The 20,892-nt window shown below is 61.1% G+C and carries 22 protein-coding genes; 11 read left to right on the plus strand and 11 right to left on the minus strand.

The window, feature by feature from the left end; translation table 11 throughout:
* Positions 1 to 54: 54 nt before the first annotated feature.
* The 6 genes from B5F88_RS05080 to B5F88_RS05105 all read right to left on the minus strand — a co-directional run bounded on the left by B5F88_RS05080 (position 55) and on the right by B5F88_RS05105 (position 5,308).
* Positions 55 to 1,056, minus strand: a complete 1,002-nt coding sequence (locus B5F88_RS05080) for an NAD(P)H-dependent glycerol-3-phosphate dehydrogenase (protein ID WP_087342440.1) — start codon at positions 1,054 to 1,056, stop codon at positions 55 to 57.
* Positions 1,053 to 1,748: a glycerol-3-phosphate acyltransferase gene (locus tag B5F88_RS05085; RefSeq protein ID WP_087342442.1), complete on the minus strand. Its 696-nt coding sequence runs from the start codon at positions 1,746 to 1,748 to the stop codon at positions 1,053 to 1,055. The genes B5F88_RS05080 and B5F88_RS05085 overlap by 4 nt, the downstream gene beginning before the upstream one ends.
* 2 nt (positions 1,749 to 1,750) lie before the next feature.
* The gene (gene der / locus B5F88_RS05090; protein WP_087342446.1) at positions 1,751 to 3,076 is read right to left on the minus strand and encodes a ribosome biogenesis GTPase Der; all 1,326 of its coding nucleotides are present in this window, start codon (positions 3,074 to 3,076) and stop codon (positions 1,751 to 1,753) included.
* Between the two features lie 22 nt (positions 3,077 to 3,098).
* Positions 3,099 to 4,466, minus strand: a complete 1,368-nt coding sequence (locus B5F88_RS05095) for a DUF512 domain-containing protein (RefSeq protein WP_087342448.1) — start codon at positions 4,464 to 4,466, stop codon at positions 3,099 to 3,101.
* A gap of 99 nt (positions 4,467 to 4,565) precedes the next feature.
* Positions 4,566 to 4,763, minus strand: coding sequence for a 50S ribosomal protein L32 (gene rpmF, locus B5F88_RS05100; protein ID WP_087342450.1), 198 nt, complete (start codon positions 4,761 to 4,763; stop codon positions 4,566 to 4,568).
* Between the two features lie 41 nt (positions 4,764 to 4,804).
* On the minus strand, positions 4,805 to 5,308 hold the full coding sequence (locus B5F88_RS05105; protein WP_087342453.1) for a DUF177 domain-containing protein: 504 nt from the start codon (positions 5,306 to 5,308) through the stop codon (positions 4,805 to 4,807).
* A gap of 140 nt (positions 5,309 to 5,448) precedes the next feature.
* On the opposite strand from B5F88_RS05105, the gene B5F88_RS05110 reads away from it, so the two are divergent.
* Complete coding sequence (locus B5F88_RS05110) at positions 5,449 to 6,408, plus strand: RluA family pseudouridine synthase (RefSeq protein ID WP_087342456.1); 960 nt, start codon at positions 5,449 to 5,451, stop codon at positions 6,406 to 6,408.
* Positions 6,409 to 6,744: 336 nt separating this feature from the next.
* Here B5F88_RS05110 and B5F88_RS05115 read toward each other — a convergent pair whose 3' ends face one another.
* Complete coding sequence (locus B5F88_RS05115) at positions 6,745 to 6,963, minus strand: helix-turn-helix transcriptional regulator (protein ID WP_087342459.1); 219 nt, start codon at positions 6,961 to 6,963, stop codon at positions 6,745 to 6,747.
* Between the two features lie 136 nt (positions 6,964 to 7,099).
* Between B5F88_RS05115 and B5F88_RS05120 the strand changes: the two genes are divergently transcribed.
* The 5 genes from B5F88_RS05120 to B5F88_RS05140 all read left to right on the plus strand — a co-directional run bounded on the left by B5F88_RS05120 (position 7,100) and on the right by B5F88_RS05140 (position 11,457).
* Positions 7,100 to 7,294 carry a hypothetical protein gene (locus B5F88_RS05120; protein WP_087342462.1) on the plus strand — a complete coding sequence of 65 codons (195 nt, stop codon included), beginning with the start codon at positions 7,100 to 7,102 and terminating at the stop codon, positions 7,292 to 7,294.
* A 134-nt stretch (positions 7,295 to 7,428) separates the two neighbouring features.
* Entirely contained in the window at positions 7,429 to 8,601 is a 1,173-nt protein-coding gene (locus tag B5F88_RS05125) for an ABC transporter ATP-binding protein (RefSeq protein ID WP_087342465.1), read from the plus strand.
* Positions 8,591 to 9,439, plus strand: coding sequence for an ABC transporter permease (locus B5F88_RS05130; protein ID WP_087342468.1), 849 nt, complete (start codon positions 8,591 to 8,593; stop codon positions 9,437 to 9,439). The genes B5F88_RS05125 and B5F88_RS05130 overlap by 11 nt, the downstream gene beginning before the upstream one ends.
* A complete protein-coding gene (locus B5F88_RS05135) occupies positions 9,436 to 10,296 on the plus strand; it encodes an ABC transporter permease (RefSeq protein WP_087342470.1) in 861 nt (286 codons plus the stop codon). Before B5F88_RS05130 ends, B5F88_RS05135 begins: the two co-directional genes overlap by 4 nt.
* An 81-nt stretch (positions 10,297 to 10,377) precedes the next feature.
* Entirely contained in the window at positions 10,378 to 11,457 is a 1,080-nt protein-coding gene (locus B5F88_RS05140) for a spermidine/putrescine ABC transporter substrate-binding protein (protein ID WP_087342473.1), read from the plus strand.
* Positions 11,458 to 11,506: 49 nt separating this feature from the next.
* Here B5F88_RS05140 and B5F88_RS05145 read toward each other — a convergent pair whose 3' ends face one another.
* Entirely contained in the window at positions 11,507 to 12,769 is a 1,263-nt protein-coding gene (locus B5F88_RS05145; protein ID WP_087342476.1) for a diaminopimelate decarboxylase, read from the minus strand.
* A 205-nt stretch (positions 12,770 to 12,974) separates the two neighbouring features.
* On the opposite strand from B5F88_RS05145, the gene B5F88_RS05150 reads away from it, so the two are divergent.
* Together B5F88_RS05150 and B5F88_RS05155 are read left to right on the plus strand one after the other, a co-directional pair.
* Entirely contained in the window at positions 12,975 to 14,357 is a 1,383-nt protein-coding gene (locus B5F88_RS05150; RefSeq protein ID WP_087342479.1) for a uracil-xanthine permease family protein, read from the plus strand.
* 161 nt (positions 14,358 to 14,518) lie between these two features.
* Entirely contained in the window at positions 14,519 to 15,091 is a 573-nt protein-coding gene (locus tag B5F88_RS05155; RefSeq protein WP_087342482.1) for an ECF transporter S component, read from the plus strand.
* A 53-nt stretch (positions 15,092 to 15,144) separates the two neighbouring features.
* Here B5F88_RS05155 and B5F88_RS05160 read toward each other — a convergent pair whose 3' ends face one another.
* Positions 15,145 to 15,609 carry a helix-turn-helix domain-containing protein gene (locus B5F88_RS05160; protein ID WP_087342485.1) on the minus strand — a complete coding sequence of 155 codons (465 nt, stop codon included), beginning with the start codon at positions 15,607 to 15,609 and terminating at the stop codon, positions 15,145 to 15,147.
* A gap of 406 nt (positions 15,610 to 16,015) precedes the next feature.
* Between B5F88_RS05160 and B5F88_RS05165 the strand changes: the two genes are divergently transcribed.
* The 3 genes from B5F88_RS05165 to B5F88_RS05175 are packed head-to-tail and all read left to right on the plus strand — an operon-like array spanning position 16,016 to position 18,264.
* A complete protein-coding gene (locus tag B5F88_RS05165; protein WP_087342488.1) occupies positions 16,016 to 16,366 on the plus strand; it encodes a cupin domain-containing protein in 351 nt (116 codons plus the stop codon).
* A gap of 34 nt (positions 16,367 to 16,400) precedes the next feature.
* On the plus strand, positions 16,401 to 17,210 hold the full coding sequence (locus B5F88_RS05170; RefSeq protein WP_087342491.1) for an SDR family oxidoreductase: 810 nt from the start codon (positions 16,401 to 16,403) through the stop codon (positions 17,208 to 17,210).
* A 43-nt stretch (positions 17,211 to 17,253) separates the two neighbouring features.
* Complete coding sequence (locus tag B5F88_RS05175) at positions 17,254 to 18,264, plus strand: cyclase family protein (RefSeq protein WP_087342494.1); 1,011 nt, start codon at positions 17,254 to 17,256, stop codon at positions 18,262 to 18,264.
* A 69-nt stretch (positions 18,265 to 18,333) separates the two neighbouring features.
* Here B5F88_RS05175 and B5F88_RS05180 read toward each other — a convergent pair whose 3' ends face one another.
* Together B5F88_RS05180 and B5F88_RS05185 are read right to left on the minus strand one after the other, a co-directional pair.
* The gene (locus B5F88_RS05180; RefSeq protein ID WP_087342497.1) at positions 18,334 to 20,454 is read right to left on the minus strand and encodes a M56 family metallopeptidase; all 2,121 of its coding nucleotides are present in this window, start codon (positions 20,452 to 20,454) and stop codon (positions 18,334 to 18,336) included.
* On the minus strand, positions 20,451 to 20,828 hold the full coding sequence (locus B5F88_RS05185) for a BlaI/MecI/CopY family transcriptional regulator (protein WP_087342500.1): 378 nt from the start codon (positions 20,826 to 20,828) through the stop codon (positions 20,451 to 20,453). Before B5F88_RS05185 ends, B5F88_RS05180 begins: the two co-directional genes overlap by 4 nt.
* Between the last annotated feature and the right edge of the window lie 64 nt (positions 20,829 to 20,892).

Genomic DNA, 20,892 nt, shown 5'->3' on the forward strand with positions numbered 1-20,892 from the left:
TACCACAGCTTAACCGGAATTGCAAGCCCTTTTTTCAATTTTCTTTTTAATTTTTTAAACCCAGCTATCTTCCAGTTCGTGCTTGCGTTCCCGGGTCATCAGCTCCACAATGACCGACTGGGGATCCTTGCCGCAGTAAAGTACCTGATAGGCCGCCTCGGTGATGGGCATTTCCACCCCCACCTTCTGGGCCAGAGCCCTGGCGGTAGCGGCGGCGTAGTAGCCCTCCACCACCGCGCCGATCTCCTGCACAGCCTGCTGGGCAGGCACCCCTTTCCCGATCAGGATCCCGCAGCGGCGGTTACGGGAGTGCATGGAGGTACAGGTGACGATCAGATCTCCCACGCCGGTGAGTCCGGCAAAGGTCTCCCGCCGTCCCCCCATGGCCACCCCCAGCCGGGCAATCTCGGTGAGGCCGCGGGTCATCAGGGCAGCCTTGGTGTTGTCCCCATAGCCCATGCCGTCGCACACGCCGGCGCACAGGGCGATAACGTTCTTCAGCGCGGCCCCCAGCTCCACCCCCACCACGTCGTCGGAGGCGTACACCCGGAACCGCTCGTTCATAAACAGATCCTGGACCAGCTCGGCGGCGGAGCGGTCCTTGGAGGCGGACACCACCGCCGTGGGAATCTGCCGCCCCACCTCCTCGGCGTGGGAGGGGCCGGACAGCGCCACAATGGGGCAGCGCTCCCCCACCTCCTGGGCAATGGCTTCGGTGAGGGTGAGAGAAGTATCTTTCTCAATACCCTTAGACACCGATACCAGCACCGTCCCCGGCTCCAGCAGAGGGGCCAGCGCTCTGGCGGTGGCCCGCACAGCAAAGGAGGGGGTGGCCAGCACCACTACGCCGCAGCCCTTTACACAGCTGCTGTCGGAGGTAAGCTTCAGGTCCTCCGGCAGGGGGACCCCCTTCAGCATGGGGTTTTCCCTCTGCTCCTTCAGCACGGCGGACTCCGCCTCGGTATAGGACCACAGAGTCACGTCGTGGCCGTTTTCCAGCAGGACCAGGGCCAAAGCGGTGCCCCAGCCGCCGCTGCCCATGACAGAGATTTTCATGCTTGCTTTCCTCCATCCGTTTTATGGTGCAGGCTGAACTTGGATTCGGTGCCGCTGAGAATCCGCTTCAGGTTGCCCCGGTGCTTCCATACGATCAGCCCGCCCAGGAAGATGGCCAGCGCCAGCAGCAGCCAGTTATGGTACACAAACCAGGTGGCAAAGGGGAAGGATGCCCCCGCCCAGATGGAGCCCAGGGAGACCCATTTGGTGAGGATGGCCAGCACCAGGAAGCCGCCCCACACCACCAGGGCCACCCGCCAGTCGATCATGATGGCGATGGTACCGCCGGAGAGGATCCCCTTGCCGCCCTTGAAGTGGAACATGCAGGGGAACATATGGCCCAGCAGGCAGAAGGTGCCCGCCCAGTACTTGGCCAGCACCGGCCAGAGGGGCGCCCAGCCATCATAGACCGTCACCCCGCCGAAGAGCCACCCGGCCACCAGAATGGCCACCACCGCCTTGAGCACGTCGGTGAGGATCACCACAAAGGTCAGCGGCCCGCCGAAGGTGCGGTGGAAATTGGTCAGGCCCGCGTTGCCGCTGCCATGGGTGCGCACATCGTCCCGCAGGATATACTTGGAGACGATAACCGCCCCGTTGAAGCAGCCGCAGAAGTAGGCGAATACCGCCGTCACGGCCAGAATGGCGGCAATGGCGCCCGGGGAGACGCCCTGGGGCATATTCACCGGCATGGTCAGCCCTCCTTATCACTCTTTTGCCGGATGGTAAGGCGCACCGGAGTGCCCTCCAGTCCGAAGGTGGAACGGATCTGATTTTCCAGATAGCGCTGATAGGAGAAGTGGAAGAGCTTGGCGTCGTTGCAGAAGCAGACGAAATGGGGGGGCTTGACGCCGATCTGAGTCATATAGTAAATCTTCAGCCGCCGGCCCTTGTCGGTGGGGGGCTGGACCCGGGCGGTGGCGTCGGCCAGCACCGAGTTGAGCATGCCGGTAGTGATGCGCAAGGAGGCCTGATCCACCACATAGTTGATCAGGTCGAACAGCCGGTCCACCCGCTGGCCCGTCAGGGCGGAGATGAACAGGATGGGGGCGTAGGTCATATAGGAGAGGTCCCGGCGGACATCCTGCCGCATCTTGTCCATGGTCTTGTCGTCCTTCTCGATGGAGTCCCACTTGTTGACCACGATGATGCAGGCCTTGCCCGCCTCGTGAGCCAGGCCGGCCACCTTGGTGTCCTGCTCGGTGACCCCTTCATTGGCGTCGATCATGATGAGGCACACGTCGGCCCGCTCGATGGCCATGGTGGCCCGGAGGACGGAAAACTTCTCAATGGGGTCGTCCACCTTGGACTTTTTCCGCATACCGGCGGTGTCGATGAGCAGATACTTGCCCTTCTTGTTTTCAAAGTAGCTGTCCACCGCGTCCCGAGTGGTGCCCGCCATGTCGCTGACGATCACCCGCTGCTCCCCCAGGATCCGGTTCACCAGGGAGGACTTGCCCACGTTGGGCTTGCCGATGATGGCCACCTTGATGACATCCTCGTCCTCCTCCTCCTGGTCCTCCGGGGGGAAGTACTTGAAGCACTCGTCCAGCAGATCGCCGGTGCCGTGGCCGTGGACGGCGGAGACGGCGATGGGGTCCCCCAGGCCCAGATTGTAGAACTCATAGATATCCGGGTTGGTGTGGCCCACCTGATCCATCTTGTTTACCGCCAGCACCACCGGCTTGCCGGAGCGCAGCAGCATATTGGCCACCTCCTGGTCGGAGGCGGTGAGTCCGGTCTTGATGTCGCACAGGAAGATGATGACGGTGGCGTTCTGAATGGCGATCTCCGCCTGCTGGCGCATGAAGGCCAGAATTTCGCTGTCGGTGCCCGGCTCGATGCCGCCGGTGTCCACCAGGTCGAATTTCCGGCCCAGCCACTCCGCCTCGGCGTACAGCCGGTCCCGAGTAACGCCGGGGGTGTCCTCCACAATGGACAGCCGCTGGCCCACCAGCTTATTGAACAGCATGGACTTGCCCACGTTGGGCCGGCCCACGATGGCGATTAAAGGCTTCATAGGATCACTTCCTCCCTTTCTCTCAGGGGTTGTAGCGGTAGTATTCCGCCTCCGGCGGCAGCTGGGGACAGTCCCGGACCACTTCCCGGCCCAGGATGGCGTCGGCCAGGTCAAAGCCGCTGTCGGCAGGCACGGGAATCACGGTTACTCCCAGGGCCTCCTCCAGCTGCTCCACTGTCACGTCGTCCAAAAACACCCGTTCCCCCGCCCGAAGCATGTTGTCCGGGAGCAGCAGCCGCCGGCCCAGGTCCTTGCCCCGCAGCTGCTCCAGCAGATCGGCGCCGGTAATGAGGCCGGACACCGTAATGGTCTCCCCAAAAAAGCGGTTGGCAATGGGATAGACCGTTCCTTTTATATTACCACATTGTTTCCGGGCTATGTCAAGAATTTCCTGCACAAAGGGGGCGGCGGACACCCCGGTGGCAATGGAAAAGGGGGCATCGTCCTCCGGCTTCTCGCCCTCCAGGCCCAGCTCCGCCTGACTGGTCAGCAGGCGCAGCATCCCCACGCCGTTTTCCAGCTGGGCCATATCCTCATAATAGCCCTTCTCCGGCAGCGCCCGCCCGGCCAGCAGGTAAAACTCGTCGGAGCACCAGGCCAGGCTGGTGCCGTGCTGTTCCAGAAAAGCGGCGGCAAAGGCCTCCACCTGGTCGATGAGGGCGGCGGCCTGCTCCCTGGTATAGGGCTGAATCTCGCACAAACCCTCCCGGAATCGGGTCACCCCCACCGGCACCACCGCCACGCTGGTCACCGCAGGGTGCAGCCCGCTCAGCTCCCGCAGGGTGCGGTCCAGGGCGGGGCCGTCGTTGACGCCGGGACAGGCCACCACCTGGCAGTTCATCCGGATCCCCGCCCCGGCGAACCGGGTCATGATCTCCAGACACTCCCCCGCCCGGCGGTTTTTCAGCATGGCGGCACGCAGCTCCGGGTCGGTGGCGTGGACCGAAATATTGATGGGACTGATGCGCAAATCAATTACTCTCTGTATTTCTCGCCAAGAAAGATTCGTCAACGTAATATAATTTCCCATCAAAAAGGACAGGCGGGCGTCATCGTCCTTGAAATAGAGGGTATCCCGCATCCCCGGCGGCATCTGATCCACAAAGCAGAAGATGCAGCGGTTGGCGCAGGAGCGGGCCTTGTCCATCAGGTAAGTCTCAAAATTCAGGCCCAGGTCCTCCCCCTCCCCCTTTCGCACCCAGACGGTGCGGCTGCCGCCGTCGGGGCCGGTGAGGGTAAGCTCCAGCCGGGGGTCATAGGCGTAAAATTTATAGTCCAGCACATCCACAATAGGGTGGCCGCTGATGTGGGTCAGGGTCTCCCCCGGCCGCAGGCCCGCCCGGGCCGCCGGGCTGCCCGGGTCCACCGATGCAATTTTTGTCAGGCTCATGGTCGAGGGCTCCTTTTTCAACGGGTCATTTGTCTTATTGTACCCCACTTTTGGGCAAAAAGAAAGAGGGGCTTGTCTCCCCTCGTTCTTTTCGGCTATTTACTTCGCCTCAGCGGTGGTCTCCACCTTGCCGAACTCATGGCCCTTATAGGTCAAGCAGTTCTTGCACATCCGGTGGGGCAGGCGGAACGCACCGCACTTGGGGCAGGTGGTGACGCCGGGAGTCTCCAGCTTCCAAACGGAGCTGCGGCGCTTATTCCGGCGCTGCTTGGACACTTTACTCTTAGGGACTGCCATTCATGACACCTCCTTAGGTTCATGCCCTGGCCGGGCAAAACTTACTCATTCTCTTTATCCAACAGCTGCGCAAGTACAGCCAAACGTGGATCGATCTCTTTCCCGCAGTTGCAGGGGCCGTTGTTCAGGTCGGCGCCGCAGGTGGGGCACAGCCCCTTGCAATCCTCCGAACAGACGTGCTTGGCGTCCATGGACAACACCAGCGCGGTGGTGAAGAGCTCCGTCAGATCGGCATGGCCGTTTTCCAGCAGCACGATCTCGTCGTTCTCCTCGTCCTCCAGCTCCTCCGCCAGCAGGGTGCTCACCGGCAGGCGCAACGCCTGAGAAAAGGGCTTCAGGCAGCGGTCGCACACCAGCTCCAGGGTGGTTTCCGCCGTTCCCTCCAGCAGCAGGGCATCGGCCATATTGCGCACCGTACCGCTGACGCGGACAGGGTGAGCAAAGGGCTTTTCCCCATAAAAATCCAGCTGGGACAGGTCCAGCTCAAACTGGAACGGCAGGGACGCGCCGGGGACATGGATGATAGACCGGAGATCAAGTCTCATGATACACCTCACACAATGGCACAGCAGACATTATACTGAAAATCGCCGTCCTTGTCAAATACTTTTTCACTTTTTCCGTAATTTATGATATAATACCGCTACTATCCCGGCCCACCGCCGGTTTTTCAGGAGAATTGCCCATGAAGGAATTTACCATCGGCAAAAATGACGCCGGGCAGCGGCTGGACCGCTGGCTGGCCAAGACCCTGCCTCTGCTCCCCGGCCCCCTGGCCCAGAAGTACATCCGTCTCAAGCGGGTGAAGGTCAACGGCAAGGGCTCCCAGCGGGACGTACGGCTCCAGGTGGGGGACCTTTTGCAGCTGTATATCAACGATGAGTTTTTTGATCAGCCCCGGGAGGACAACGCCTTTCTGGCGGTGTTCAAGCCCAAGCTGGATATCGTCTATGAGGACGAAAACCTGATGCTCCTCAACAAGCGGCCCGGCCTTCTGTGCCACGCCGACGAGCACGAGAAGGTGAACACCCTCATCACCCACATCCAGGCCTACCTCTATCAGAAGAAGGAGTGGAACCCCAGGGACGAGCACTCCTTCACCCCCGCCCTGTGCAACCGCATCGACCGGAACACCGGGGGGATCGTCATGGCGGCCAAGAACGCCGAGACCCTGCGGATCCTCAACCAGAAGATCCGGGACCGGGAGATCGCCAAATATTACCTGGCCATCATCCATGGGAAGATGACGCCCCCCCAGGGCAGGCTGGAGGGGTTCCTCCTCAAGGACGAGGACAAGGCACAGGTGAAGGTGTTCCGCAAGCCGGTGCCCGGCGGCAAGAGCGCCGCCACCTTATATAAAACGCTGACCGTCAACCGGGGGCTTTCCCTGGTGGAGTGCGAGCTTCTGACCGGCCGCACCCATCAGATCCGGGCTCAGTTCGCCGCCGCCGGCCACCCTCTGCTGGGGGACGGCAAGTATGGCCGGGAGCGGGACAACAAGCAGTACGGCCGCTCCTTCCAGGCTCTGTACTCCTATAAGCTGGAATTTACCTTCCCCACCGACGGGGGTATTCTGGAGTATCTGCGGGGCAGGGTGTTCACCGTGGAAAAGGTGGACTTTGTGGAGGAGTATTTTCCCGAATAGGAAGCGCGCCTGCGCGGCGGGCGCCCCCTTTTCGGCGTCGAAAAGGGGGAAAAGACGGCAGGGGAGGGATTTCGATTTCCCTCCCCTGCACCCCTCCTTAAAACGACCAATCAGGGGGGCTGCGGCCCCCCTATTGGATGTACCCCCCGGGGCTAGAGCTCGCGCAACCCAAGGGGGAGATTCCAAAGAGGGGGAACCGCAGTTCCCCCTCTTGGCCGTTTTAAGGGGTGGATTATTAAGGCGGGGGAAATCGGAATCCCCCGCCTTAATTGGCCTTTGCCCACTTTCGGCCAGTCGAAAGTGGGCCGCCGGAGGCATCGCCTCCCCCGAAGGGATTCATCGGGCGTCAAACAGCTTCTGAACGGGGACGCCCAGAACGTCGGCAATATCCAGCAACTTGGACAGGCTGGGGACAGAGTGGGCGGTCTCCACCCGCTGGAGATGCTGCTGGGTGATCCCCACCATTTCCGCCAGCTGCTCCTGGGTCAGTCCCTGCTGTTTCCGATAATACATGATGTTCAGTCCGATCTGAACCATGGTTTTATAATGTTTCATGCAGTTCAGCCTTCCCGTTTTTCCTCAGTGTAAACGGGAAGGCTTTTCTTTCTTAGGTACTGCTTTATTCTAAATACAACTTATTATATTGTATTTCGACTTTATATATGCTATTATAAAATCTGAGGTGATGGATATGTACTCCAACGAATTTGAAAAATGCTTCGCCGACTTTCTGGATCGCCACGAGTACGACGACGCGGAAAACGCCCTGTTCGCTATGGTACGCATCGCCTTTTCCGCCGGCTGGCAGGCCGCCGGCGGGGCTCCGCCCCAGTCCGAGCGCATCTATGAGCTGCTCCCCTCCGTCCCCCGTGATCCCCAACCGTAAAATCCCTGAAAAAAGTACGGTTTTATTATTGACATTTTTCGCAAGAACATATATATTTGTTTCGTCAATAGGGCGTACCCAACCGCCGGTTTGGGTACGCCTTTTACTACCTTTTGAGAAATGGGGGAGGATACATGTCCAAGGAACTGATCCGCCTGTCGGATTGCTTCATGAAATTTGACGATGACGTCATTCTGGACCATATCAACCTTTATATCAACGATAAGGAGTTCCTCACGCTGCTCGGTCCTTCCGGGTGCGGCAAAACCACGACGCTTCGTATCATCGGCGGCTTTCAGAAGCCCACCTCCGGCGACGTGTTTTTTGACGGCGTGAGGATTAATGACGTTCCCCCCCATAAGCGGAAGGTCAACACCGTCTTTCAGAAGTACGCTCTGTTCACCCACATGAACATTTTCGAGAATGTGGCCTTCGGCCTGCGGGTGAACAAGGTGCCCGACCCCAAGGATCCCAAGCGGATGATCAAAGTTCCTGAGTCCGAGATCAAGGAGCGGGTGGAGGAGGCCCTGGCCCTGGTGAATCTGGCCGGCTACGGCAAGCGGTCGGTGAACTCCCTCTCCGGCGGACAGCAGCAGCGGGTGGCCATCGCCCGGGCCATTGTGAACCGGCCCCAGGTACTGCTGCTGGACGAGCCGCTGGGCGCTCTGGATCTCAAGCTGCGCAAGGACATGCAGATCGAGCTCAAGCGGATCCAGCAACAGGTGGGCATCACCTTCATCTACGTCACCCACGACCAGGAGGAGGCCCTCACCATGTCCGACACCATCGTGGTGATGAACGAGGGCAAGATCCAGCAGATCGGCACCCCCGAGGACATCTACAACGAGCCCAAGAACGCCTTCGTGGCCGACTTCATCGGCGAGAGCAACATCATCGACGGCGTGATGCACGAGGACTTCGTGGTGGGCATGTACGGCCGGAAATTCAAGTGCCTGGACAAGGGCTTTGCCCCCAACGAGCCGGTGGACGTGGTCATCCGGCCGGAGGACATCGACATCGTGCCCGAGGCGGAGGGCCAGCTCACCGGCACCGTCACCGAGGTCACCTTCAAGGGTATCCACTATGACATTATCGTGGACTTCCGCGGCTTCAAGTGGCTGATCCAGACCACGGACTACTCCCCTGTGGGGGCAAAGATTGGGGTGAAGATCGACCCCGACGGCTTCCACATCATGAAGAAGAGCCAGTACTCCGGCACCTTCGGCGACTACAGCTCCTACTCCTCCGAGTATGACGAGCTCAACGAGGACCGGTTGGAGGATGAGGAGGACGGCGATGAAGAATAAGTGGCTGGCCGCCCCCTATGTGGTGTGGATGGCGATTTTTGTGGTAGCGCCGCTGATCCTGGTGGTGATCTTTGCCTTTACCGACAAGGCGGGCGGGCTGACCCTGGACAACTTCAGCAACATGGCCACCTATATCCCCGCCTTTCAGCACTCCTTTGTGCTGGCCATCGCCGCCACCCTGATCTGCATTCTCATCGGCTACCCCCTGGCCTACTTCCTGTCCCGGGAGTCCCTGATGGTGCGCAAGGTGGCTATGATGCTCATTATGCTGCCCATGTGGATGAATTTCCTGCTGCGTACCTACGCCTGGATGTCCATTCTGGACGACAACGGCCTGATCAACCAGTTTTTGGCCAACATCGGGTTTTTCAACCTGATCAACAGCATCTTTGGCACCAATCTGCAGTATATTCATATGATCAACACCCAGGGGGCCATTGTGCTGGGCATGGTGTACAACTTCCTGCCCTTTATGGTGCTGCCCATCTTCTCGGTCATCGACAAGATCGACCCCAAGGTGGTGGAGGCCGCCCAGGACCTGGGGGCCAACGGGGCCATGGTGTTCCGCAAGGTGATCTTCCCCCTGTCCCTGCCGGGGGTGCTCTCCGGGGTGACCATGGTGTTTATCCCCTCGGTGTCCACCTTCGCCCTGTCCCGCCTGCTGGGCGGCGGCAAGACGCTGCTGCTGGGCGACCTCATTGAGATGCAGTTTTTGGGCAACGCCTACAACCCCCACCTGGGCTCGGCCATCGCCCTGGTGATGATGGTGATCGTGCTGGTCATGATGGCTGTAATGAACCGCTTCGGCGAAGGTGAAGAGGGGGTGGCGGTCCTGTGAACAAGCATCGGATTCCCTCCCGGTTTTTCACGCTGCTGGTGTATGTGTTCCTGTACGCCCCCATTGTGCTGCTCATTGTGTTCTCCTTCAACGCCACCAAGAGCAACCGGGTGTGGGGCGGCTTCTCCACCCAGTGGTATGTGGAGCTCTTCCACAACACCCGCCTGCTGGGGGCTTTGCGCACCACCATCATTTTGTCGGTGCTGGCCGCCGTCATCGCCACCATTCTGGGCACCGCCGCCGCCATCGGCTTCTACTCCATGCGCCGGCGCTCCCGCACCGCCTTCCTGGCGGTGAACAACATCCCCCTGACCAACGCGGACATCATCACCGGCGTGTCCATGATGCTGCTCTTTGTGTTTGCCATCGGGGTGTTCAACGACAGCTTCCTCAGCGAGCTGCTGGGGGTGCGCTGGCGCACCGGCTTCGGCACCCTGCTTATCGCCCACATCACCTTCAACGCCCCCTATGTGATCTTGTCGGTGATGCCCAAGCTGCGGCAGCTGGACCCCAATATCTATGAGGCAGCCCAGGACCTGGGCGCCCCCGGCTTTCTGGCCTTCCGGAAGGTGATTCTGCCCGAGATCATGCCCGGCGTGCTCAACGGCCTGATTATCGCCTTTACCATGTCCATCGACGATTTCGTCATCAGCTACTTCACCAAGGGCTCCGGCGTCACCACTCTGGCGGTGGAGATCTACACCATGGTGAAAAAGCCGGTGACCCCCGAGATCAACGCCCTGTCCACCCTGATGTTCCTGGTGGTGTTCGCCCTGCTGCTCACCGTCAACATCCGTCAGGCCCGGCAGGAGACCGCCTCCGCCCGGCGGAAGGCCAAGCTGAACCCCGGGCGGTAAGGCCGCCCCGTTGTGTGTGGTAACTTGCCCTTACGGGCTGGTTATAATTATTTCATTTCCGAAAGGGGATAAAGAAAGAAATTGAAAAAGTCTCTCGCACTCCTGAGCGTAGCTGCTCTCACCCTGGGCGCCCTGTCCGGCTGCGGCGGCACCCAGTCCGGTACCGCCGATGACCCCGGCGCCGCCGACAAGGGCGTGGTCAACGTCTACAACTGGGGCGTCTATATCGACGAGTCCGTGTTGGAGGACTTTACCGCCGAAACCGGCATCAAGGTGGTCTACGACACCTTCGAGAGCAACGAGGCCATGTACGGCGTCCTGAAAAATGAGGGCGCCAGCTACGACGTGGTGATTCCTTCCGACTATATGATCTCCCGTATGATCGAGGAGGATATGCTGGAGCCGCTGAACTTTGACAATATTCCGAATTTCGAGGATGTGGACCCCGCTCTGAAAAATCCGGACTACGACCCGGAGAACCTGTACAGCGTACCCTACATGTGGGGCCTGCTGGGCATCATCTACAACACCTCCATGGTGGAGGAGACCCCCACCAGCTGGGATATCATGTTTGACGAGAACTATTCCGGCCAGATCCTGATGTTCAACAACTCCCGGGACGCCATCGGCATCGCCCTGAAGCAGCTGGGCTACTCCTACAACACCACCGACGAGAACCAGATCAAGGAGGCCGTGGACCTGCTCATTGAGCAGAAGCCCCTGGTGCAGTCCTACGTGATGGACGACATCTTTGAGAAGATGCAGAGCGGCTCCGCCGCCATCGGCGCCTACTACTACGGCGACTTCCTCACCATGCAGGAGGTCAACCCCGACCTGGCCTTCTGCCTGCCCGAGGAGGGCACCAACCTGTATGTGGACGCCATGTGCATCCCCAAGAACGCCGAGAACAAGGAAAACGCCGAGATCTTCATCAACTATATGTGCTCCACCCAGGCCGGTCTGAAGAACTGCGAGGAGATCTGGTACTCCTCCCCCCTGCTCTCCGTCCGGGAGGAGCTGGACCCCGAGGTGTCCGGCGATCCCTACGCCTACCCCGACGAGTCCATCCTGGCCCAGTGTGAGAGCTTCAAGAACCTGCCCGCCGACACCCTGGCCCTGTACGACAGCGAGTGGACCCGGCTGATGCTGGCCTCCAACTAAACAGATAAAAACAATACGCCGCGGAACAGCCGTTCCGCGGCGTATTGTTTTACTCCTCAAAGGTCAGGGTGGCGAAGTAGTCCTCCGGGGTCTCCGCCCGGCGGATCAGCCTGGCGGTGCCGTCGCTCTGGAGGAGCACCTCCGCCGAGCGCAGCTTGCCGTTGTAGTTGTAGCCCATGGAGAAGCCGTGGGCTCCGGTGTCGTGGATCACCAGCAGATCCCCAAGCTCCACCTCCGGCAGCATCCGGTCCACGGCGAACTTGTCGTTGTTCTCGCACAGGCCGCCGGTGACGTCGTACTTGTGGTCGCAGGGGGCATCCTCCTTGCCCGCCACGGTGATGTGGTGGTAGGCACCGTACATGGCGGGGCGCATCAGGTTGGCGGCGCAGGCGTTCACCCCCACATATTCCTTGTAGGTGTGCTTGAAGTGGAGCACCTTTGTCACCAGGCAGCCGTTGGGCCCCAGCAGGAACCGGCCCAGCTCGGTACACAGGGCCACGTCCCCCATGCCGGCGGGCACCAGGATCTCCTCAAACTGGCGGCGCACCCCCTCGCCGATGGCGGCGATGTCGTTGGCGGGCTGGTCCGGCTTATAGGGGATGCCCACTCCGCCGGACAGGTTGATGAAGCAGATATCGCAGCCGGTCTCCTGCTCCAGCTCCACCGCTAGGCGGAATAAGATCCCCGCCAGAGTGGGATAGTATTCATTGGAAAGGGTGTTGGAGGCCAGGAAGGCGTGAATGCCGAACCGCTTGGCCCCCATGGCCTTCAGCTTTTTGAAGCCCTCAAACAGCTGCTCCCGGGTAAAGCCGTACTTGGAGTCGCCGGGGGTGTCCATCACCTGGAAGCCCTCCGCCGACGCCCCCAAGGTAAACACCCCGCCGGGGTTGAAGCGGCAGGAGATGGTCTCTGGGATCGTGCCGATGGTCTCCTTCAGAAAGTCGATGTGGGTAAAGTCGTCCAGGTTGATGATGGCACCCAGCTTGTGGGCCAGCCTGAAGTCCTCCGCCGGGGTGTCGTTGGAGGAGAACATGATCTCCTGACCGGAAAAGCCGCATTTGTCGGCCAGCATCAGCTCGGTGAGGGAGGAGCAGTCCGTGCCGCACCCCTCCTCCCGGAGGATCTTCAATATGGCCGGGTTGGGGGTGGCCTTTACCGCAAAATACTCCCGGAAGCCGGGGTTCCAGGCAAAGGCCGCCTTCAGCTTCCGGGCGGTCTGGCGGATGCCGTTTTCGTCGTACAGATGGAACGGCGTGGGGAACTGTTGGGTGAGCGCCTCCAGCTGCTCCTTTGTCACAAAGGGTCGTTTCATGGGGTCACCTTCTTCTCTTTTTCGTTTTACTATAATAAAGGCAGGGCCGTTTGTCAATGCGCAGATCTACGACAGCCCTTCCCTTTTTTCTGCCGGTCTTGAGAAGGATACCCAAATTCCCCGCCCGCCATGCTTTTTTCTTGCTATGGTCGGCGGCCTCTGGTATAATGATTCGAATTGAATCCAGGTAGGAGAGGAGATCGTTATGAACGAAAACAAAACGCCGGGAGGCGAGCCTATCCGGGACGCCCGGGTGCTGGGCGTCCCCAAGATGCTGATTCTGGGCCTGCAGCACATGTTCGCCATGTTCGGGGCCACGGTGCTGGTGCCCATCCTGGTCCAGGGCTACGGCCTGCCCCTGTCCATCCAGACCACCCTGTTCTTCGCCGGAATCGGCACGCTGTTCTTCCACATCTGCACCAAGCTGAAGGTACCCGCCTTCCTGGGCTCCTCCTTCGCCTATCTGGGCGGCTTTGAGGCCATGGCCAAGCTGGACACGGGCAAGTACGCCGGCATGGACCCCGCCGTGAAGCTGCAGTACGCCTGCGGCGGCATTGTGGTGGCCGGCCTTCTGTACGTGATCCTGGCCGCCGTCATCAAGGCGGTGGGGGTGAAAAAGGTCATGCGCTTTCTGCCCCCGGTGGTCACCGGCCCCATCATCATCCTCATCGGCCTGAACCTGGCCCCCTCCGCCGTGTCCAACGCCTCCACCTGCTGGTGGCTGGCCATTGTGGCTATGGCCATCATTGTGGCGGCCAACATCTGGGGCAAGGGCATGGTGAAGATCATCCCCATCCTGCTGGGGGTGGTGGGCTCCTACGTGGTGGCCCTAATCGCCAACGCCATGGGCGCCACCGCCCTGGACGCCGCCGGCAACGTGGTGCCCCTCATCGACTTCTCCGGCCTGGCTTCCGCCGCCCCGGTGGGCATCCAGCCCTTCTTCCTGGCCAAATTTGACCTGACCTCCATCTTTGTCATGGCCCCCATCGCCATCGCCGCCATGATGGAGCACATCGGTGACATGTCCGCCATCTCCGCCACCGTAGGCCGCAACTTCATCCAGGACCCCGGCCTCCACCGCACCCTGATGGGCGACGGCATCGCCACCTCCCTAGCCGGCCTGTTCGGCGGCCCCGCCAACACCACCTACGGCGAGAATACCGGCGTGCTGGTGCTCTCCCGGGTGTACGACCCCAACGTGGTCCGGCTGGCCGCCATCTATGCGGTGGTGCTCTCCTTCTCTCCCGCCTTCGCCGCCATTGTCAACTCCATCCCCACCGCCATCATTGGCGGGGTGTCCTTCATCCTCTACGGCATGATCTCCGCCATCGGCGTGCGCAACGTGGTGGAAAACCGGGTGGACTTCACCAACTCCCGCAACCTGATCATCGCCGCCATCATCCTGGTGTGCGGCCTGGGCTTCTCCAACGGCATCACCTTCAGCGCCGGTGAGATCCACGTGACCCTCACCAACCTGGCCATCGCCGCCATTGCCGGCATCGCCCTCAACGCCGTTCTGCCCGGCAAGGACTATGAGTTCGGCGCCGACGTCACCGAGGGCCGCTCCGGCGATTTCGGCCGGTATTAAGCCCGGTGCAAAACTTGTGATTGCGCCATCCTGCCGCAGCTCTGGCTGCGGCAGGCTTTTTCTCTCTTCTGACCTTATCGTTTTTTCTAAAACTGGACATTTAAATAGGGTCAGTATTGTCCTATAATAGCCCCATCAAGAGAAGATCGGAAGTGGTTCCCATGAAAAAAGGTTCGTCCATGACCGTGGTCCGGCTGGCGGCGCTGGCCATGATGACCGCATTGGTGTTTGTCAGCAACTACCTGCGGATCACCATTCCCATCAACATTGGCGGCAACACCTCCTTTACCCTGGCCAACATCCTGTGCTGCCTGTCCGGGCTGCTGCTGGGCCCCATCGGCGGTCTGGCCTCCGGTCTGGGCTCCATGCTGTTTGACTTTACCGACCCCCGGTTCATCTCGGAGTTCTGGCTCACCTTCCTCACCAAAGGAGCCATGGGTCTGGGGGCGGGGCTGGTGATGTATTCCGCCCAGAAGCGCAGCGAAGGAGGCTACGTCCGCTGCCTGACCGGCGCCATCCTGGGCTGTGTGATCTACTATATCCTCTACTTTACCAAGAGCTATTACTACAACGCCCTGTTGGTGGAGGGCCTGCAGTCCGGACCGGCTCTGGTGACTCTGGCTGCCAAGATCCCCGCCTCCCTGTTCAACGGCATCATCGCCATTGCCGCCGCCCCGCCTCTGTGCCTGGCCATCCGCCAGGGGCTCAAGCGGTCCCACCTGGCTCTGAATTGACAAAAAAGAAGCTCCGCCGTTCCCCTCTGGGAACGGCGGAGTTTCTTTTTTGCTCAAAGCCCGTTTTTCGACCGGTCCGCCCCCTGGCGGGTGCGGTCGGGAGTAAAATCGTTGGCCTCCATGATCTCCCGCAGCTCGTCCACATATTTGCTGGTCTTGTGGACCACAAAGGCGTCTGCGTCAATGGGAATCCCCAGCTCATCCATCCGCCGGATACTCCAGATATACAGAATATCCAGGGCGGGAATCAGCTGCTCCCCGCTGGGGGTGAGCACATATTCCACCTTGGGCGGAATGGTATCATAAGAAATCCGCCGGATCAGGCCGGCCTGTACCAGCTCTTTCAGCTGCTGGCTGAACACCTTCTCCGAAATAGGCAGGGATTTCAGGGTCTGATTGAATCGGATGCTGCCATAGGTGTGGATCTCATGGAGGATGGTCATTTTCCACTTCCCGCCAATGCAGTGCAGGATGTAATGATAGGGGTTGGTGGGGCTGTCCAGCTGATCGCCACGCACGATGCTTCACCTCGTCTCAACTTGATGGCAAAGGGGTGTACCCTGTGCCTACCATCATACCACACCCGCCCCTGCCCTCACAAGTGGAGGCCGGTGTTGGCCCTCCTCAATCTGCCAAAATTTTAACAATATTTTTGTGCGTATTATACAATTTCCTTTTTGACCGGCCAGTTCACTTTACATTGTGTACAAAAGCATATTTTCCCCTTTATCTGTTTTCCACAAATTCCGGATACTTACCATTTGGTGGGTGGAGACTTTCTGGTTATCTACTTACACAATTGTATGTATTGCACAAAAAATCCATTTTGACTACACTGTTTTTAGAAAAAGGACGGGCGCTTCCCACCGTCCCCCACACACAATACCCAGCTCATTTTATTTTGATTGAAGGAGCGGATTTTCAATGGTCAAGCGTACAGTAGCGGAACTGAAACCCTATGAGGCGGCGGGCCACTTCAATATGGTGGCCATGCGGATTCACGGCAAGGAGGAGACCGGCGCTGAGAAGTTCTGGATGGGTGTGTCCACCTTCCTGCCCGGCGGCGGCGCCGAGTGGGCCTATGAGGACAACCCGCTGGAGAAGGTCTACTACGTTCTGGAGGGCGAGATGACCGTCACCGACAAGGACGGCAAGAAGTACGTCATCCACAAGGATGAGTCCATCTCCTTCCCCCCCAACGAGGGCCGGGGCCTGATGAACGAGAGCAACCTGCCCGCCCGGATGCTGGTCATCATCAACTATCCCAACACCTGAGCACGGCATAAGCGTCAAAAGGAGGTTTACCGACATGGTTCCTGTTCAGAAGAGTTTTGTGGAGAATATGTTCTCCGTAAAGGATAAGGTGGCTCTGGTCACCGGCGCCACCGGCGCGCTGGGCTGCGTGCTGGCCAAGGCCTACGGCTACGCCGGCGCCAAGGTCTTTATGACCGGCCGCAACGACGCCAAGCTGAAGGCTCTGGAGGACGAGTTCAAGGCCGAGGGTATCGACTGCGCCTACTTCGTGGCTGATCCTGCCAAGGAGGAAGATGTGGACGCCCTGGTGAAGGCCTGCGTGGCCAAGTACGGCGCTATCGACATCCTGGCCGTGTCCCACGGCTACAACAAGCCCCAGAACGTGCTGGAGCAGTCCGTGGCCGACTGGCAGTACATCATGGACGCCGACTGCAAGAGCGTGTACATCGTCACCAAGTACGTGGCCCATCAGATGGTGGCTCAGTACGAGGCCGACAACACCAAGCGGGGCAAGATGGTCATTGTGACCTCCCAGCGCTCCAAGCGGGGCATGGCGGGCTACACCGGCTACTGCACCTCCAAGGGCGGCGCCGACCTGATGGTGTCCTGCCTGGCCTGCGACCTGTCCGCCAAGTACCACATCAACGTCAACTCCATCTGCCCCACCGTCTTCCGCTCCGACCTGACCGAGTGGATGTTCGACCCCGAGTCCGCCGTGTACAAGAACTTCCTCAATCGTGAGCCCATCGGCCGGCTGGGCGAGCCCGACGACTTTGTGGGCTACGCGCTGTTCCTGTCCTCCGATGCGTCCAACTTCATCACCGGCAGCAACTGCGACTGCTCCGGCGGTTACCTGGTTGTCTAACCGCTCAACGAAAAAAGATTACTGATAAGGAGGCCCCAATACTATGGGCAAGGTATTTATTGATCTGACTCATCCCTTCTGCGCGGAGATTCCCCGCTGGCCCTACTTTGACAAGCCGGTGATCGACAACGCCCACACCATGGCCAAGGGCGGCGTGCTCACCTCCAAGATCAGCTGTACCATGCACACCGGCACCCACTGCGACGCTCCCCGTCACGTGATGGAGTACGAGTTTGACGGCCGCCGGGCCCGCTACACCCACGAGATGCCCATCGACGCCTACACCGGCGAGGCCATCGTGCTCAAGCTGGACGTGGAGCCCTGGACCCTGATCACCGACAAGCACCTGGACGAGGCCTGCCAGAAGTGCGGCGTGAACCCCGCCGACCTGAAGGGCAAGGTGCTGTGCCTGAACACCGGTATGCACCGCCTGTTTGACGACTCCAAGGCCTACTATCACTACTCCATCGGCACCGGCATCGACGCCGGCAAGTGGTTCGTGAAGCAGGGCGTGAAGTGCGTGGCCATGGACAGCCAGGCTCTGGACCATCCCCTGCACACCGCCATGGGCAACAACGGCATGACCCGCATGAACCTGCTGGGCGCCACCGGCAAGCCCATCACCGAGGAGTACAAGGAGCTCTTCGGCGAGGAGGCCTATGCCGAGTTCGACAAGTTTGAGTACATCCGCATCCACGGCCAGGCCGCCTATGACGAGAAGTTCGGCGAGCTGGAGGACATCGGCGTGTGGGGCACCTGGGAGCCCTGCCACAAGGAGATGCTGGGCCACGGCATCGTGGGCGTGGAGAACCTGGGCGGCGACCTGGACAAGATCCCCGCCGGCACCGTGTTCAACTTCTTCTGCTTCCCCCTGCGCTGGTACATGGGCGATGGCTCCATGGCCCGCTGCGTGGCGCAGATCGACGAGGAGCTGCTCAACAAGGACGTGCCCGAGCGCACCTACACCTACGGCGGCACCGGCTACGCCGATGAGTCCGGCAACGGCGGCAGCGGCGTGGAGTACATGCGCAAGCTGTTCAACCGCAACAAGTAAGCTTCCTATCTCTCATCTATTTTATACGCGGAGGGGCAGGCCCAAAGGCCTGACCCTCCGCGTATCCTGTTATTCCGTTTCCTCAGGCAATGCGTACCACCAGGCGTCCGGCTTCTGCTCCTGGGCGTCCCAGGCGGCTTGCCATTCCTCCTCTGTCACCTGCCGACCCTCCACGGTAAAGGAGGTGAAGATAAACTGCTCTCCCTCCGCCGTCAGGTGTTCCACCCGCTCATAGCCCCCATCCGTGAACCGGAGGGAGACGACGGACTCCTTCGTCCCCGCCCACTCCGAGCAGAGGAAGGTGCCGTCGGTCTTCAGCGACCAGAAGGTGCGCCAGCCGCTGGGGTAGCCGTACACCCGGTCCCCCTGCCGCCGGAGGATCAGATAGCCCCCCATGTCGTTGCCCACATCGGTGATCTGGAGCACCGTCTCCGCCGTTCCGTCCCCGTCCAGATCCACCGCCGCCCAGCCTCCCACGGCAGCATAGGGACTGTCCGGGCTGAACAGGGCGGGCACTTCCCCGATGTACACCGACCGGGACTCCTCCGCCCCGTCGGCATAATAGAAGATAGGCTCCTCCCCCAGCAGCACCCCCTCAAAGCCGGCGGGGAGACTCTCCTCCCAGAGGGGAGTGGCGGCAATGGCTGTGCCGGAGGCCATCCAGCGGTCCTCGGTCTCCACGTCATGGGTCTGCTCCACCAGCTCCAGAAAATCCGCCCGGCTGGGGTCAAACCGGTATTTGTTGCCCTGGTGCTGATCCGCGCCGCTGGAGCCGGCGTTGTAGAGATATCCGTCCTCACCCACCACATAGCGATTCCGCTCCCAGCCCTCCACCGCCAGGACGGGCTGGCCATCCACCAGGGTATAGATGGCAAACACATACCCCTCGTCCATGTTCCAGAGCTCAGCATCCAGCCAGCCCAGCACCAGCTCCTCCACCCCGTCGCTGTTCAGGTCCATCCGGGCGCAGCCGATCCCACAGCGTAGACCGGCCAGCTTCCCCCAGATCCAGTCCGGGTTCACCACCGCGGCCACCAGGGCGGGCTGGCCCTCGTCCAGCTGCTGGGTGTGTATGGCCCGCTCATACCGGGCCAGCAGGCCGGCGTAGGGGTCCTCCCTGCTCTCGGGGGCAGCTGAGGAGACAGGGGCGGGCTCCGCCTCCCGCCAGTCCGGCAGCCCGCAGGCGCAGCAGCCCAGGAGCAAAACGGCCGCCGCCATCAGACACACTCCGGCCCCTGTCACCCGCCTGCAGTCCCTGATCTCCAGCAGCCGGGCCTTCAGCTGGCGTTTCCCCTTCCACAGGGTAGTGGCCGTCACCCCCGGGGGCAGCCTGCGCCGGGCGGCCAGGGCCAGCAGCATATCCCCATAGGCCCGCCGGCCTCCGGCGTCCAGCCCTTTCACCACCGCCCGGTCGCAGGAGCGCTCACAGTCCAGGCTGACGGCCCGCCCCATGGTATGTACCAAAGGATTGAACCAGTGGATGCCGGTGACCAGCGCCAGCAGCGCCTTGTACCACAGGTCCCGCCGCCGGTAGTGGGTCAGCTCGTGGCGGAGCACGGCGGGCAGATTGTCCAGGGCGGGCCCGCCGGTTGGGAGCACGATCACCGGCCGCAGCAGCCCCATGAGCATGGGGGTATCCACCAGGCCGCTGTGGGCCAGCCGGACCCGCCTGCCCTTTGCCAGGGCGTCCAGCAGGGCCTGCTCCCGGGGTTCCGGGGGCAGCAGAGACCGCCGCACCCGGCGGGTAAAGACCGCCCCGGCGGCCATATGCCAGCCCAGATATCCCGCCGCACCCGCCAGCCACACCCCGCCCAGCACGTCCCACAGCTCCAGGGCGGGGGCAGACATCTGGGGAGCGGCGGGGGCGGTTTCCGGCGCCCCGTCCGGCTCTCCGGGCTCCGCTGTAACTGCCGTATTCCCGGCTGTCGGGGTTCCGGCGGGTGTCCCCATCTGCTCCTGCTGAACGGCGGGCGGTGAGGAGGCCGCCTGCTCCATCCCCCGCTCCGGCAGGGATACGGTCACCCCCACCCCAACCGGCACCACCAGACGCAGCAGCACCAGCAGCCAGAGGTAATAGGCCGCTGTGGTTCCGCCCACCCGGCGGAGCAGCGGCCGCACCGCCAGCAGCAGCAGGCACAGCAGGCTGCCGGACAGGGAGAGGGAGAGCAGCGTCAGCACCAGGGCCTTCATTTGGGCTCCTCCCCCTGATGAAACAGGGCGGAAAGCTCGTCTATATCTGCCTGGCTCAGCTGTCCGTCGGACACCAGGGCGGCCACCAGCTTTTTGGCGCTGCCCTCAAAGACCTTGCTGACAAACCGTTTGGCGGACCACCGGCCATATTCTGCCTGGGTGATCACCGCCCGGTACATCCCCCGGCGCTCCAGTTTGACCGCCCCCTTGGCGCACAGCCGGCGCAGCAGGGTTTTCACTGTGGAATCCTCCCAGCCGCACCGGGCGGCCAGCTCCCGGCGGACCTCCGCCAGCGCCACCGGCTCCGGAGACTGCCACAAAATCCGCATGACCTCCAGCTCGGCGTCCTGGATCTGCTCCGCACCCTGACACATGATACAGCCCTCCCAAAAGTTTACTCTAGTAGACTATTTAAAGTTTACTACAGTAGACTTTATC

This window comes from Flavonifractor sp. An306 (assembly GCF_002159455.1).
In the GTDB taxonomy this organism is placed as follows: Bacteria; Bacillota; Clostridia; order Oscillospirales; family Oscillospiraceae; genus Flavonifractor.

What these genes read in the sequence shown, in the direction of transcription:
- B5F88_RS05080 (WP_087342440.1), bottom strand. Translation starts at nt 1,056, where the DNA reads ATGAAAATCTCTGTCATGGGCAGCGGCGGCTGGGGCACCGCTTTGGCC.
- B5F88_RS05085 (WP_087342442.1), bottom strand. Translation starts at nt 1,748, where the DNA reads ATGCCGGTGAATATGCCCCAGGGCGTCTCCCCGGGCGCCATTGCCGCC.
- der (WP_087342446.1), bottom strand. Translation starts at nt 3,076, where the DNA reads ATGAAGCCTTTAATCGCCATCGTGGGCCGGCCCAACGTGGGCAAGTCC.
- B5F88_RS05095 (WP_087342448.1), bottom strand. Translation starts at nt 4,466, where the DNA reads ATGAGCCTGACAAAAATTGCATCGGTGGACCCGGGCAGCCCGGCGGCC.
- rpmF (WP_087342450.1), bottom strand. Translation starts at nt 4,763, where the DNA reads ATGGCAGTCCCTAAGAGTAAAGTGTCCAAGCAGCGCCGGAATAAGCGC.
- B5F88_RS05105 (WP_087342453.1), bottom strand. Translation starts at nt 5,308, where the DNA reads ATGAGACTTGATCTCCGGTCTATCATCCATGTCCCCGGCGCGTCCCTG.
- B5F88_RS05110 (WP_087342456.1), top strand. Translation starts at nt 5,449, where the DNA reads ATGAAGGAATTTACCATCGGCAAAAATGACGCCGGGCAGCGGCTGGAC.
- B5F88_RS05115 (WP_087342459.1), bottom strand. Translation starts at nt 6,963, where the DNA reads ATGAAACATTATAAAACCATGGTTCAGATCGGACTGAACATCATGTAT.
- B5F88_RS05120 (WP_087342462.1), top strand. Translation starts at nt 7,100, where the DNA reads ATGTACTCCAACGAATTTGAAAAATGCTTCGCCGACTTTCTGGATCGC.
- B5F88_RS05125 (WP_087342465.1), top strand. Translation starts at nt 7,429, where the DNA reads ATGTCCAAGGAACTGATCCGCCTGTCGGATTGCTTCATGAAATTTGAC.
- B5F88_RS05130 (WP_087342468.1), top strand. Translation starts at nt 8,591, where the DNA reads ATGAAGAATAAGTGGCTGGCCGCCCCCTATGTGGTGTGGATGGCGATT.
- B5F88_RS05145 (WP_087342476.1), bottom strand. Translation starts at nt 12,769, where the DNA reads ATGAAACGACCCTTTGTGACAAAGGAGCAGCTGGAGGCGCTCACCCAA.
- B5F88_RS05150 (WP_087342479.1), top strand. Translation starts at nt 12,975, where the DNA reads ATGAACGAAAACAAAACGCCGGGAGGCGAGCCTATCCGGGACGCCCGG.
- B5F88_RS05155 (WP_087342482.1), top strand. Translation starts at nt 14,519, where the DNA reads ATGAAAAAAGGTTCGTCCATGACCGTGGTCCGGCTGGCGGCGCTGGCC.
- B5F88_RS05165 (WP_087342488.1), top strand. Translation starts at nt 16,016, where the DNA reads ATGGTCAAGCGTACAGTAGCGGAACTGAAACCCTATGAGGCGGCGGGC.
- B5F88_RS05170 (WP_087342491.1), top strand. Translation starts at nt 16,401, where the DNA reads ATGGTTCCTGTTCAGAAGAGTTTTGTGGAGAATATGTTCTCCGTAAAG.
- B5F88_RS05175 (WP_087342494.1), top strand. Translation starts at nt 17,254, where the DNA reads ATGGGCAAGGTATTTATTGATCTGACTCATCCCTTCTGCGCGGAGATT.
- B5F88_RS05180 (WP_087342497.1), bottom strand. Translation starts at nt 20,454, where the DNA reads ATGAAGGCCCTGGTGCTGACGCTGCTCTCCCTCTCCCTGTCCGGCAGC.
- B5F88_RS05185 (WP_087342500.1), bottom strand. Translation starts at nt 20,828, where the DNA reads ATGTGTCAGGGTGCGGAGCAGATCCAGGACGCCGAGCTGGAGGTCATG.